At 33.0% G+C, this 13,813-nt stretch carries 10 protein-coding genes; 9 read left to right on the top strand and 1 reads right to left on the bottom strand.

Features of this window, described 5'->3' with window-relative positions; translation table 11 throughout:
• The first annotated feature begins 1 nt into the window (after position 1).
• From MBM09_RS08730 to MBM09_RS08745, 4 genes are read left to right on the top strand one after another with little or no spacing between them, the layout of a single operon-like run.
• Positions 2-733, top strand: coding sequence for a heavy-metal-associated domain-containing protein (locus tag MBM09_RS08730; protein ID WP_238673320.1), 732 nt, complete (start codon positions 2-4; stop codon positions 731-733).
• A 26-nt stretch (positions 734-759) separates the two neighbouring features.
• Positions 760-1,251, top strand: a complete 492-nt coding sequence (locus tag MBM09_RS08735) for a DUF305 domain-containing protein (RefSeq protein ID WP_238673321.1) — start codon at positions 760-762, stop codon at positions 1,249-1,251.
• Positions 1,241-2,968 carry an efflux RND transporter periplasmic adaptor subunit gene (locus MBM09_RS08740; RefSeq protein WP_238673322.1) on the top strand — a complete coding sequence of 576 codons (1,728 nt, stop codon included), beginning with the start codon at positions 1,241-1,243 and terminating at the stop codon, positions 2,966-2,968. The genes MBM09_RS08735 and MBM09_RS08740 overlap by 11 nt, the downstream gene beginning before the upstream one ends.
• Before the next feature lie 31 nt (positions 2,969-2,999).
• Positions 3,000-3,440, top strand: a complete 441-nt coding sequence (locus tag MBM09_RS08745; RefSeq protein ID WP_238673323.1) for a heavy-metal-associated domain-containing protein — start codon at positions 3,000-3,002, stop codon at positions 3,438-3,440.
• Positions 3,441-4,382: 942 nt separating this feature from the next.
• Here MBM09_RS08745 and MBM09_RS08750 read toward each other — a convergent pair.
• On the bottom strand, positions 4,383-4,709 hold the full coding sequence (locus tag MBM09_RS08750; protein ID WP_132704040.1) for a YegP family protein: 327 nt from the start codon (positions 4,707-4,709) through the stop codon (positions 4,383-4,385).
• Positions 4,710-5,132: 423 nt separating this feature from the next.
• On the opposite strand from MBM09_RS08750, the gene MBM09_RS08755 reads away from it, so the two are divergent.
• The 5 genes from MBM09_RS08755 to MBM09_RS08775 all read left to right on the top strand — a co-directional run bounded on the left by MBM09_RS08755 (position 5,133) and on the right by MBM09_RS08775 (position 13,695).
• Positions 5,133-5,774: a DUF6266 family protein gene (locus MBM09_RS08755; protein ID WP_238673324.1), complete on the top strand. Its 642-nt coding sequence runs from the start codon at positions 5,133-5,135 to the stop codon at positions 5,772-5,774.
• A gap of 446 nt (positions 5,775-6,220) precedes the next feature.
• Entirely contained in the window at positions 6,221-7,891 is a 1,671-nt protein-coding gene (locus MBM09_RS08760; protein WP_238673325.1) for a DUF6377 domain-containing protein, read from the top strand.
• Positions 7,892-8,164: 273 nt separating this feature from the next.
• Positions 8,165-11,278 (top strand): TonB-dependent receptor, encoded by a 3,114-nt coding sequence (locus MBM09_RS08765; RefSeq protein WP_238673326.1) that lies wholly within the window; start codon positions 8,165-8,167, stop codon positions 11,276-11,278.
• 10 nt (positions 11,279-11,288) lie between these two features.
• Positions 11,289-12,803 carry a RagB/SusD family nutrient uptake outer membrane protein gene (locus MBM09_RS08770; protein WP_238673327.1) on the top strand — a complete coding sequence of 505 codons (1,515 nt, stop codon included), beginning with the start codon at positions 11,289-11,291 and terminating at the stop codon, positions 12,801-12,803.
• 19 nt (positions 12,804-12,822) lie between these two features.
• On the top strand, positions 12,823-13,695 hold the full coding sequence (locus MBM09_RS08775) for a PKD domain-containing protein (protein WP_238673328.1): 873 nt from the start codon (positions 12,823-12,825) through the stop codon (positions 13,693-13,695).
• Positions 13,696-13,813: the final 118 nt, after the last annotated feature.

Below are 13,813 nucleotides of genomic sequence, written 5' to 3' on the forward strand. Positions count from 1 at the left end.
AATGACACATACATATAAAATAACAGGAATGACCTGTGGCAGTTGTAAAGCATCTGTAGAAAAAAGTTTGAGAAGCATAGATAATGTTACCAATGTTGAAGTTAATCTCGAAAAAGGAGAAGCTGAAGTTACAATGAGTAGCCACGTTGCTACAGAAACACTGAAAAAAGCGTTATCTGAAAAATATACACTATCTGAAAAGAAAGAAAAGAATGTGTTTGCTTCTTCAAGTATGTCGGCAATGCCAATGGAAGAAGAAAAAAGCAAACTACAGCAATTAAAGCCCTTACTACTAATCATCTTTTATATAGCAACCGCAAGTGTATTATTGCATTATAAAGATTGGAGTTGGAGTGCTTTTATGCTCGATTTTATGGGCTTATTCTACATCGTGTTTAGCTTTTTCAAAATGTTAGATTTAAAAGGCTTTCCAGAATCATTTAAAATGTACGACCCATTAGCAAAACGAGTCCCTGCTTATGGTTGGGTATATCCTTTTATCGAAACAGCTTTAGGATTAATGTTTTTAATGCGCTTTAAAGTAGAAATTGCTTTAATAATAACACTTGTTGTTTTAGGTATTACAACTGTTGGAGTTACTAAAACATTATTGGATAAAAAATCGATTAGATGTGCTTGTTTAGGTACAGCTCTGAAACTTCCTATGACAGAAGCCACTTTTATTGAGAATGCCATTATGATTGTAATGGCAGTATTAATGCTAATAAATTAAATAATAACCACTAAAATTTTAAAAATATGAACACGCAAGAACACAAAAACAACGAAAATGGAATGAGTAATTACACGAAGTTTTTTTTAATGTTAGGCTCATCATTCATAGCAATGTATATCACAATGTATTTAAACACCTATGAATTTGACCACGTATGGTTTAGTCTCACACGTTTTTATATGGTTTGTTTGGGTATTGCCACAATGGCTTTGATTATGTTCTTTTTTATGAAAAATATGTACAAGAATAAAAAGAAAAATATGGGTATAGTCATAGGTAGTATTGCACTATTTGCAATTGCTTTAGGATTAGTACGTGACCAAAAATCAACTGTTGGAGATGTTCTATGGATGAAAGCTATGATACCACATCATTCCATAGCAATATTAACAAGTGAAAGAGCAGACATAAAAGACCCAGAAGTCAAGAAGTTGGCAGAGGATATTATTAAAGCACAGAAGAAGGAGATAGAAGAAATGAAAGTAATGATAAATCGTTTACAGAATGAAAAATAATAAAACAGTCATATACATAGGATTACTCGCAGTAGGTTTGCTTTTGGGTTGGTTACTTTTTGGTAGTTCATCAAACGAAGAGACAGAACATAATCACAATGAAGTTTCAGAAACCAATCAAATGTGGACCTGTTCAATGCATCCACAAATTATGCAACCAGAACCAGGTGATTGTCCTATTTGTGGAATGGATTTAATTCCTGCCGAAAGTGGAAGTGATGGCCTGTTAGCAGACCAATTCAAATTAACCGAAAATGCGATGGCTTTAGCCAATATTCAAACAACTGTTGTAGGCAAAGGAAATGTTGATGGCAACACCCTTAAATTATCTGGTAAAATTGCTGAAAATGAAGAAGCTAATGCAGTACAAGTCAGTTATTTTTCGGGTAGAATAGAACGTTTGAATATCAGTTTTAAAGGAGAAGAAGTCCGTAAAGGTCAATTACTAGCAACCATTTATTCGCCAGAATTGTATGCAGCACAACAAGAGTTAATTACAGCATCGTCTTTAAAGGAATCACAACCTGCATTGTACAAAGCGGTTCGTAATAAATTGAAGTTATGGAAGCTATCTGAACATCAAATCAATCAGATTGAAGAAACTCAAAAAATAAAAGAAAACTTTCCAGTTTATGCAACCGTTTCAGGTACAGTTACCGAAAAATTAGTAGAACAAGGCGACTACATCAAACAAGGTCAACCATTGCTTAAAATTGCAAATCTCAATACGGTTTGGGCAAACTTTGATGTATATGAAAATCAAATCGATTTATTTAAAAAGGGACAAGAAGTTTTAGTGACTACAAACGCTTATGCTAATAAGGAATTTAAAGGGAAAGTAGATTTCATTGAACCAATATTAAATACCAAAACAAGAACAGTAACCTTACGTGTGGTGCTTAATAATAAAAACGATGTATTTAAACCAGGAATGTTTGTAACCGCCAATATTGAACGAGTTTCAAGAAGTAATGATGAGGTATTAACAATCCCAGCATCTGCTGTACTTTGGACAGGTGAACGTTCTGTTGTCTATTTAAAAGCCAATCCAGACCAAACCGTTTTTGAAATGCGTGAAGTTGTTTTAGGGAATCAAATTGGTAATGAATATGAAGTTTTAGAAGGATTATTTGTTGGAAATGAAATCGTAACTAACGGAACATTTACTGTAGATGCTGCTGCACAACTACAAGGCAAAAAATCAATGATGAATAAGCAAGGTGGTAAAACAATGACAGGTCACGAAGGACATACAATGGATATGATGACAGAAAAAGTTGATTTTAATAGTACTGTAGAAAAGTCATTTCAGGCTGTAATTGAAGCTTATATAAACTTGAAAGATGCTTTAATTCAATCTGATGTGTCGTTAGCATCATCCAAAAGTGAAGCATTTAGAAAAGCATTGGAAGAAATTCCGCCAAGTCAAAGAGAAGAAACACATAACTACTGGTCTATATTACATAAAACATCTAAAGGAATTAATGAAAATGTGAGTTTGGAACATCAGCGTAAACAGTTTCAGACAATTTCCGATAAGCTCATAGAAATGGTTAAAAACTTTGATAAGGTAAATGATAAGCTATATGTGCAGTTTTGTCCTATGGCAGATAGCAATAACGGTGCGTATTGGTTGAGTAAAGAAGAACAAGTTTTAAACCCATATTTTGGTGATGTAATGCTTAAATGTGGCGAGGTTAAACAAACAATAGAATAAATAAACACAGATAATAATTAAATTTTTAAAAATGAAGAAAGTAATTTTAAGTGTAGCTGTAATAGTAGCTATGGGATTAACAAGTTGTAAAAACGAAACTAAAAAAGTTGAAGAAACTACAACAACTGAAGTGTCAAAAGAAATTGCAATGACAGATTTATCGTTTGGTGTAAGAGGTAATTGCGGTATGTGTAAAACTACCATTGAAAAAGCAGCCAATAGTGTTGAAGGTGTTACTGCTGCAAACTGGGATAAAGACAAAAAGAAAATAGATGTATCTTTCGATAGTTCTAAAACAGATGCAATGGCAATTCATAATGCAATTGCAGCTTCAGGTTATGACACTGAAAAAGTAGCAGGAAACGAAGAAGCATACGATGGTTTACCAGGTTGTTGTAAATATGACCATAATATGGCTATGAATCAGTCTGGAGAAATAAAAGCTGATGACCATTCAAATCACGACCACTAAATAATAGTAAAAGAGTCTTTTTCGGAAGGCTCTTTTATTGCATTTAAACTTTTCAAAGGGCAGGTAATAAGGTGTTCGTCAGTTGTTCCATTTTGTTTCATAAAGCATAATCACAAATGCGATGCATTAGTGCTTACCATACATAGCACTACTGCGGTGACACATCCTCGTTAGCACTATGTATTTGCTTTACTTCACACACTACACAACTTCCTCACCCGCAGCTACTCTTGCACCCTAAAACCCAATAATGTATGCGCTTGTGGCGCATATAAAAATAATTAGGGTACAACCGCTGCTTAATAATTTGGCTCGCCTGCTGTTCGCTTCGGGCTAATCAGGGTGTCACAGTTTTTGAAGGCATCCATTTTGCATATAAAATAACCGCTTCAAGTAAAATGAAATTTTGGATTAGTTTTAAAGTGAATATAAATGTTGATTAAATAGTCTTTAAATCACAAAGCGGATTATTCTATATTGCAAACGCGCAGCAAGAGTAACACATTCAGTCAGCTATTTCAGCAACCACACATATCATTTTCAAAATGACAATTGTTCGCAACTATACAGTAGAAATCCTCAATTTCCTGTATATCCTTGAAAGCCTTAAACTCGAATTTAATTAATTGAAAAACTCACAATTGCTAAATTTTAAAAATGAAACCAACCTTCAATAGCTTCATTCAATTGTTACACTTGCTTTCCACGCTACACCCAAGCTATAGCCGACGGCATCAAAAAACTGCGCCACCCTTGCGTTTTCAACGTAGGCGTGGTAGCCTTATCAGGCTATTTTCCCACACCACCCTTGCTCAACTCGCTGGCGGCTCGCTATTATGGCTGTCGCCATACGCTACGCGATTACCTGCTAATTAAACATTGTCGAAAAAAGAAAACCCTCAAAAAGAGGGCTGTTGCTATTATAATGATTTTAGTTTAAACTTAAACTTCTACAACAGAAGCATTTGGAGCATTAGTTTTAACTGAAGCTATACCATTTTCCATTCCAGAGGAAGACTCATACATTTCACTGGTTCCAATCACTTGACCGTTACTGGCCTTTAAATTAAAATAATGTTTCCCATTACTCGATATTTTTCTATCGAACTTACTATCATCTTGCGAATTTTTGCGTACCGATTCAATACCATTCATACAACCAGCTTTTGCTGAATAACCTTCACTTGCTAATATGGTTTGACCATTGTTAGCTTTTAACCTAAAACGATACTCACTTCGAGCATCCTGATATACTTCAAATTTTGCCATAATGTTTTTATTTATAATTATCCTTAAAGATAGGGAAAAGCAAAAAAAGGCAACAAATATAGATGGCTTCCTTCATCCCACGCTCTTCATACTATAAAGTTCAAGCCCTACGGGTTTTGAAAAAAATATTGCACCTTTGGATAGGCGCAAATTTCAAAACCCTTTCCATCAGCAATATTTTTTCCAAAAAACTTGACAGTATGTCAACGCCATCAAAGAAACGGCTTTCTTTTTTCTCTTTTTCTTTGTAAAAAAAATATTCATTTTTTTATTTCTGATGCAAAAGGAAGCAATCCGAAGCAACAAAATCCATATCTAACGAATAGCATAAAACTTGCCATATATTCAATCGGAAGGTACAACTTCGTGTTAAGTCCGTACCAAGTCCGAAGAAAAGTAAGTTTCATTTAAATTATTTATGTTATGGGTAAAATTTCCCAAGGTATTTTAGGAGGGCTTTCAGGTAAAGTTGGAAACATTATCGGTGGAAGCTGGAAAGGTATTGACTACATTAGAATTAAGCCTTCAAGTGTAGCAAATCCAAGAACTGTAGGTCAAGTAAACCAAAGAACCAAGTTTACTGCTACATTAGAATTTTTACAAGCTATAAAGCCTTTTATTAAGTTAGGTTATAAGGGGTTAGCTGTTAAGAAAACAGAATTTAATGCTGCAATGTCGTATGTATTGAATAATGCGATTACAGGAACTGAACCTAACTTTGTGGTTGACTATCCAAATGCTTTAGTAAGTCGCGGAGGTTTATCTGGTGCGTTAAACCCAACGACTGATTTAGCAACTGCGGGAGAAGTAACTTTCAATTGGGATGATAACTCTGCTGAAGGTAATGCCAATGCTACCGACAAGGCAATGTTATTGGTTTACAACCCATCAAAAAAGGAGTCCATTTCTTTATTTGATGGAGCAGACCGAACAGCAGGAACTCAAATTGTTGCAATTCCAACAACCTACGCAGGAGATACAGTAGAGCTATTTATGGCGTTTATTTCTGCTGATGGTAGTCAAGTATCTAACAGTACTTATTTAGGCTCTGGTACAGCTAATTAATGCTTGGTGTTTTTATTTGGAAACCGCTCTAATTGAGCGGTTTTTTTATGCTATATTAGTATTTCAATTTGTCAATGTTTACTCTTAATTTATTCTTTTTATGCGTTTTTTGTACCCTATTTGTTGCCCAAACGCATTAACACCAATAAACATAAGGGTAGTTAAATATTGTATCGGAAAGTAACTATCACAAATTGCATAAAACGTACTAAATTGATCTACGTTATTACCATAGCTTTTTCAAAAAATTTAATCTAAAAAGTTTCTTTAGTAAAGTTAATGGAACACTTTTTATGTGACGATGTAAGAGGGAAGTATAATGTGTGTGGTATGGTTTATAAATTTCATTTAACTTCAAAACTCTTTTATTTTATAAAAAATAAATTATAACTAAACTTTTTTAGATATTTGTTCAAGACGAGAAATAAATTAAATAATTGTCTTTAATGACTTTAAGAAAAAAAGTATCAAAATTAGTTAATATCCTTTCCATAATATTTTGGGTTACTCACCTTGTTTCTTACTCACAGAACATCGATTCTTTACTTGTAGTATTGGAAGAAACAATGTCAAAACGAAATGAATATGATCTTTCGAAAGAAGCAAGAATTAACAACTTAAAAAAATTACTTGAAGACCCTAAAGCTTCATTAGAAAACCAGTATTACATAATAAATAGATTAATTGATGAATATGAGTACTATAGTTTTGATGCTACCTTAAATTTTATAGAAAAAAACTTAAAATTGGCTGATGAATTAGATAATAACTTATTCAAGCAAGAATCCACTTTAAGACTTGCTAAACTTTTAGCAACATCTGGAAGATATGATGAGTCTATAAATTTACTTGAAGAAGTTGTCACATCAAATTTATCTCAAGAGTTAATTAGGGAATATTATATTATATATAAAAGGTGTTATTATGAACTTAGAACTATTTCGAGAGTAAATAGTATAAGTGCAGAATATGACCAATTGTATTTTGCCTATAAAGATTCTTTAGATGCACAAATATCCAAACTTGGTGAAAATTCAAAGCTGTATTTAGAAGTTATTGAACAAAATTATCGAGATGAATCTAACACAAGAAAAGCACTAGACATAAATGCTAAAAGATTAGCTATTGTTAAAATGGGTACTCGAGAATATGCTATGGTAGCCTTTAATAGGTCTTATATGAGTCATGAAATAGAAGGCAATAGATTAAATCAAAAAAAGTTTCTAATTCTGTCTGCCATTTCAGATATTCAATCATCAGTTAAAGACAACGCTTCTATGGCAAATTTAGCTGTAATTCTATTTGAAGAAGGCGATGTTGAAAGAGCTCATAAATATATTGATTTTTCCTTTGAAGATGCCAAGTTTTATAACTCAAAATTAAGGTTTTTGGATATATCCAATGTACTACCAGTTATATCAAAATCTTATGAAATTGAAAATATTAAACAGAACAATAAACTTAAAAAACAGTTAATGTTTATTAGTTTCCTATCTATAATATTACTTATGGCTTTATTTTTTATTTATAGGCAATACAAGAAAATTAAGTTAGGAAGAGAACATTTAAAAACTGCTAATTTGCAGCTCAAGGATTTAAATGAACAATTAAGTTTCACAAATAAAGATCTTAAAAGATTATATGAAGAACTTTCTGCTGTTGATACAATAAAAGAACAATATATAGGGACGTTTTTGAATTTATACTCGGATTATATAGATAAACTAGACGTTTACAGAAAAACAGTTCGCAAATATATAGTTACCAATAAAACTAGTGATTTACTAGAACTTATTAAATCAAAAAATGTAGTAGATGAAGAACTGAAAATATTTTATGCGAATTTTGACAAATCTTTTTTACATATATATCCAAATTTTATTGAAAGCTTTAATCAGCTACTGAATGAAGATGAAAGAATTATTGTTAAACTTGAAGATGCCTTAACTGTAGAATTACGAATATTTGCATTGATTAGATTAGGTATTTCAAACAGTTCTAAAATCGCAAAAATATTACGATATTCAGTAAATACTATTTATAATTATCGAGTTAAAGTTAGAAACAGCGCTATTAATAGAGAAGAGTTTGAGGATATGGTAAAAAAAATAATTTAAATTTAAGAGTGTGTTAAATTTCTTAACTATAAATTATTAAATTCTAATTTATTTAAATAAATCTGTTCATTTTTTTCTGTGTTATCATTATAATTTTACTACTTTATTTTTTGTCTATGTTACGTGTAAATTATTGATTAACAGATTTTTATTTATTTTTAAATTGTTTTAATTCTACTTATTTTGTACTTCACATTGTACTTAGCAGACTTCTTGGTTTAATTTGTTTCACGCCATTCATTATTTGAGGGCAAAAACTAAATTAAACTAAATATGAAAAAAAACAATTTGATTTTAAAATCATTCACGATTTTATTTATTATTTCTTCGTGGTTTTCTTTTGCACAAGAAATCGCTATAAATGGAATTGTAAATGACGAAACAGGAATACCTATTCCTGGTGTAAACATTATTAAAAAAGGAACTAAGAGTGGTGTGGTAACAGATTTTGATGGGGCTTTTACCATCAATACAGAAGTTGGCTCTACACTATCATTTAGTTATGTAGGTTATGTGACACAAGATGTTGTTGTAATAAACAGTTCTAGTTTAACAGTAACCTTAGTACAAGATTTAGCACAATTAGATGAAGTTGTGGTTATAGGTTATGGTACTCAGAAAAAAAGTGTAGTTACCGGCGCTATTTCAGGTGTTAAACAAAGTGAATTAGAAGATTTGCCAATTACTAGGGTTGAGCAAACGTTGCAAGGTAGAGTATCTGGTATTACGATAGCTGCAAATTCTGGTCAACCAGGATCTTCATCAACAGTAAGAGTTAGAGGTATTACCACATTAGGTAATAATGAGCCTTTATGGGTGGTTGATGGTGTTGTTGTAGATTCTGGAGGTATTGGATTTTTAAACCAATCTGATATTGAATCTGTAGAGGTGTTAAAAGATGCGGCATCTCAGGCCATTTATGGAGCGAGAGCTGCAACAGGAGTTATTCTTATTACTACCAAAAAAGGAAAATCAGGAAAACTAAGTGTAAACTATAATGGTTACACCGGAATATCATCTGCTGCTAGAAAATTAGACTTATTGAATGCTAATGAATACGCAACCTTATTAAATGAGAAATCTGTTAATGGTGGAGGAAGTATATTATTTTCAGACCCAGCTTCTTATGGTAAAGGCACCGATTGGCAATCTATAATTTTTAATGATAGTGCCAAAAGAACTAGTCATGAATTTAGTTTAAGTGGTGGTAACGATATATCTAAATTTTACGCATCATTTGGGTATACGGATCAAGAAGGTATAGTAATGAGTGATATTTCAAACTACACAAGAAAAAACATTCGATTAAACTCAACGCATAATATTACTGATAAGCTTCGTTTCGGACAAACTGTTGGATATTCAAACGAAAAAAATATAGGAATAGGGAATACCAATAGTGAATTTGGAGGACCTTTATCTTCTGCTATAAATTTAGATCCGTTAACACCTACCGTAGAAACTGACCCAACGTTAACAGGTCAGGCTCCATATACCAACAATGGCATATGGCGCGATGCTAACGGCAACCCTTATGGTATTTCAGGCTTGGTCGCACAAGAAATGTCTAACCCATTGGCATATCAACAAACACTATTAGGAAATTATGGATGGGCAGATAATTTTGTAGGCAACGCGTATCTTGAATTTGAACCTATTGAAGGCTTAAAATTCAGAAGTACTTTAGGAGGTAAGCTTGCTTATTGGGGGTACCAGAGTTATACTCCAGTGTCTTATTTAAATGCTTCTTTTATAACACCACAAAACAATATTTCAAGAGGTACAAATAAAGGCTTTGGCTGGAATATAGAGAACACCGTTTCCTATTCAAAAACTTTGGGCAGTCATAACTTCAGCATTTTATTAGGGCAAGGTGCGTATGTTGATAATATTACTTCAGGAGAAAACGTAACCTATTTCGATATTCCTGTTGACAACTATCGCGATGCATCATTTAATTTTAGTGTCCCAACAGACCAAATTAATGCTTCTGCTTATACTGGTAACGAACATAAAGTAAACTCCTTGTTTTCAAGATTAACGTATGATTATAACGAAAAATATTTGCTTACAGCAATTGTAAGACGTGATGGATCTTCACGTTTTGGAGCCAATAATAAATATGGTTTTTTTCCATCGTTTTCTGCAGGTTGGGTGCCTTCTAAAGAAGATTTCTGGAAAGATAATAATGTAATCAACCAATTAAAAATTAGAGGTGGCTATGGTATAACAGGTAGTGATGCCATTGGAGATTTTCAATATTTATCAACTGTAAGTGGAGGGAGAAACTATACTATAGGAACCTCCGGATCTGTTGTTATTGGTAACAGTCCAGACGCACCGTCAAACCCAGATTTAAAATGGGAAGAAACAAGTCAATTAAACATTGGTTTTGATACCAGGTTTTTTAGTGATTTTTCGTTGGCATTTGATTGGTATAAAAAAGAAACTACTGGTATTTTACAAAGTGTTTCTATACCAGGTTATGTTGGTGCGGTAGGAAGCCCAACGGGAAATGTGGCTGATATGGAAAACACAGGTATCGATTTAGAAATTGGATACAACAAAAGTTTTGAAGATTTTAATTTATCATTAAATGGAAACGTTTCATTTTTAGAAAACACAGTAACCTATTTAGGTAATGGTGTAGATTTCTTATCTGGAGGAGCTACTATTCAATCTAGTACATACCCAATTACAAGAACACAGGTTGGACAACCTGTAAATTCTTTCTTTGGTTTTAAAACCAATGGTATTTTTCAAAACCAAGAAGAGATTAATAATTATGTGAGTTCTGATGGAACGGTTATTCAGCCAAATGCTCAACCAGGAGATTTTAAATGGCAAGATTTGGATGATGATGGTAATATTGATTCTGACGATAGAGGATTTTTAGGAAGCTCTATTCCTAAAGTAACTTTTGGATTTACTTTAAATCTTGATTACAAAAATTTTGATTTATTAGTATTCTGTCAAGGTGCAAGTGGTAATAAAATTTTTCAAGGTTTAAGAAGACTAGATGTAGAAAACGCAAATTATCAAACTGCTGCTTTAGGTAGATGGGTTGGTGAAGGTACTTCTAATACATACCCAAGATTAACAACAAACGATACTAATAACAACTTTTCAAATCCTTCAGATTTTTATCTAGAAGATGGAGATTATTTAAGATTCAAAACAATTCAAATTGGATATACACTTCCATCAGATGTATTAAGCAAATATGGTGTAGATAAATTAAGAATTTATTTAACTTCTGAAAACCTATTAACATTTACTAAGTACAGTGGTTATGATCCAGAAATTGGAGGTGGAATTTTTGGTATTGATCGTGGCTATTACCCACAGGCTATAACAAACCAAATTGGGATTAATTTACAATTTTAAAAAAAAAGATATGAAAAAAATAAAAAGTATAATGAGTTTAGGTATTACTCTGCCAATAATCATACTCATAGTATCCTGTAGTGAAAATTTTTTAGAAGTAGAACCAAAAGGTACTACATTGGAAGAAAACTATTATTCAAATGAAGCTGAAGCGTATTCTGGTTTAGTTGCAGTTTATGATGTTTTAGGGAAGCAATCTAGAGGATTCGAAAACATGATAGCACTATTAAACTCTGGATCTGATGATCATTTCACCGGAGGAGGTAGTTCTGCTGATGGTTCTCAATTACAAGTTTTTTCAAATTACACTATTAGCGAGTCTACCGTTGCAACTAGTTATTGGAGCGATTTTTATCAGGGTATTTTTAGAGCAAATACACTATTAACAAAATTGCCTAGTGTAGATATGTCAGACGCTTCAAAAGCCAGATTTACTGCCGAAACAAAGGCTTTAAGAGCTATTTATTATTTTGAATTAGTAAGGCTTTTTAAAAACATTCCTCTAATCACATCACCATTAGGTACGGATGAAATTTATAGTGTAACACAAGCAGATCCAAGTGATGTTTATGTACAAATCGAAACCGACCTACTAGAAGCTATTTCGGGTCTTCCTGTTACATTAGATTTAACAAATGAAGCAGGACGTTTAACTCAAGGTGCTGCCAAAGCGCTTTTAGGAAAGGTGTATTTATATCAAGGAAAAAATAGTGAAGCCGCATCGCAACTTGCAGAGGTAAATGGCACACCTGGAGCTACAAGTCCATTTGGATATAAATTACTTGACAATTTTTCAGATTTATGGGTAGTTGGTAATAATTATCACAGTGAATCCATAATTGAAATCGCACATACAGATAAAAGTAATGCAGATTGGGGAAATTGGGGTTGGTCTAATGACGAGGGTAACAGTTTAAATGTTATGGTAGGTCCTAGGGGTTTTGTAAGAACAGCAGGATCAACTGCACCCGATTATGCTGCGGGTTGGGGTTTTAGTATTATAACACAAAGTTTATACGATGCACTTTTGGGAGATCCAAGATTTAATTCAACAATAGAAGATATACAAGCATTAAACGATGCAGGTCAAGTAGAATATGAAGAAAGTTATCAAAACACAGGGTATTACCTTAAAAAGTTTATGCCATTAACATCTGATGTGTCAACAGGCGGGGGTGCTTCTGTACTTAATTATAAACAGCATACATACATGATACGTTTAGCAGATACTTATTTATTAGAAGCAGAAGCTTTAGGAGGCACAGGAGCACGTGCCCAAGCACTGTTAGATGCTGTTAGAGCAAGAGTAGGTTTGTCACCAACACCTGTGTCTATTGATGCAATTATTAATGAACGCAGATTAGAATTAGCTGGTGAGGGTCATAGATGGTATGATTTGGTAAGAACTGGTAGAGCAGCTACGGTGTTAGCAGATAAAGGGTTTACCTCTGGGAAAAATGAAATTTTACCAATTCCTTTACCTGAATTGGAAAATACATTACTCGTTCAAAACCCTAATTATTAATCCTTAAAATAAAATTATAATGAAATTAAATATAAAATTAAATAAGGGTTTTCAGTATGTAGCTATAGCTTTAGCAACGTTTGTAGTAGCTTGTCAACCCGATGAACTAGGACATGGTAATGGACTTACCACAACAGATTTAGATGCAGGATTTATAATTACAAAGGTTGCTGATGCAAACAATACTTATTTATTGACGGCCAATAGCAGCTATATCACCTCTAGTTGGGACATTGATAATGGTGCAGGTTTTTATTCAGGCGGTACAAGTGAAGAAGTTTTTTATCCAGATGCAGGAACATACAGTGTTAAGCATAAAGTTACAGGAATAGGTGGAATTGCTGAAACATTTACTCAAACTATTGATGTAGAAACCTCTGATCCTGTAGCAGGAAACTTAGTGAGAGGCGGAAAATTTCTAGACGCGAGTGATCATTCAGAATGGACCATATTAAATATTAGTGGTTCTGGTGCTATCTGGACATTCAATACTGGTAGTGCAACTATTGTAGCTAGTGGTTGGAATCAACAAGGTATTTATCAAGCTATTGAAGTAATTGCAGGAAAAGAGTATAAAATTGATATGATTGTTTCTGGAGATGGAAACAATGAAACTTGGTTCGAAGTATTTGCCAGCACAGTAGAACCAGTACAGTGGAATGACTACGCTAATAATGTTGTTATGGGGCTTAATACATGGGCTGGATGTGGTATAGGAACATTTAGCGGCTCACTTTCTTCAGTAGGATGTGTTGATAATTCATACTCAAGTTCAAGAAGTAATACCGTTACATTTGATACCTCAGGAACAATCTATTTGGTAATCAAATGTGGAGGAAGCACAACACCAGGTATTACAATTACTAATGTAGAAATGAGAGGTACTAATTAAATTGAACATAGCTTAAATTAAAGTTGTTTTGTATTAGTTTAGTTTAATAGCCCATATTCATTTTGGTATGGATATGGGCTTAAACTTTCACTTTAACATATATTTTTAAGCACATAAC

It is taken from the genome of Flaviramulus sp. BrNp1-15, assembly GCF_022259695.1.
In the GTDB taxonomy this organism is placed as follows: Bacteria; Bacteroidota; Bacteroidia; order Flavobacteriales; family Flavobacteriaceae; genus BrNp1-15.

What these genes read in the sequence shown, in the direction of transcription:
- MBM09_RS08760 (WP_238673325.1), top strand. Translation starts at nt 6,221, where the DNA reads ATGACTTTAAGAAAAAAAGTATCAAAATTAGTTAATATCCTTTCCATA.
- MBM09_RS08755 (WP_238673324.1), top strand. Translation starts at nt 5,133, where the DNA reads ATGGGTAAAATTTCCCAAGGTATTTTAGGAGGGCTTTCAGGTAAAGTT.
- MBM09_RS08775 (WP_238673328.1), top strand. Translation starts at nt 12,823, where the DNA reads ATGAAATTAAATATAAAATTAAATAAGGGTTTTCAGTATGTAGCTATA.
- MBM09_RS08735 (WP_238673321.1), top strand. Translation starts at nt 760, where the DNA reads ATGAACACGCAAGAACACAAAAACAACGAAAATGGAATGAGTAATTAC.
- MBM09_RS08730 (WP_238673320.1), top strand. Translation starts at nt 2, where the DNA reads ATGACACATACATATAAAATAACAGGAATGACCTGTGGCAGTTGTAAA.
- MBM09_RS08750 (WP_132704040.1), bottom strand. Translation starts at nt 4,709, where the DNA reads ATGGCAAAATTTGAAGTATATCAGGATGCTCGAAGTGAGTATCGTTTT.
- MBM09_RS08745 (WP_238673323.1), top strand. Translation starts at nt 3,000, where the DNA reads ATGAAGAAAGTAATTTTAAGTGTAGCTGTAATAGTAGCTATGGGATTA.
- MBM09_RS08770 (WP_238673327.1), top strand. Translation starts at nt 11,289, where the DNA reads ATGAAAAAAATAAAAAGTATAATGAGTTTAGGTATTACTCTGCCAATA.
- MBM09_RS08740 (WP_238673322.1), top strand. Translation starts at nt 1,241, where the DNA reads ATGAAAAATAATAAAACAGTCATATACATAGGATTACTCGCAGTAGGT.
- MBM09_RS08765 (WP_238673326.1), top strand. Translation starts at nt 8,165, where the DNA reads ATGAAAAAAAACAATTTGATTTTAAAATCATTCACGATTTTATTTATT.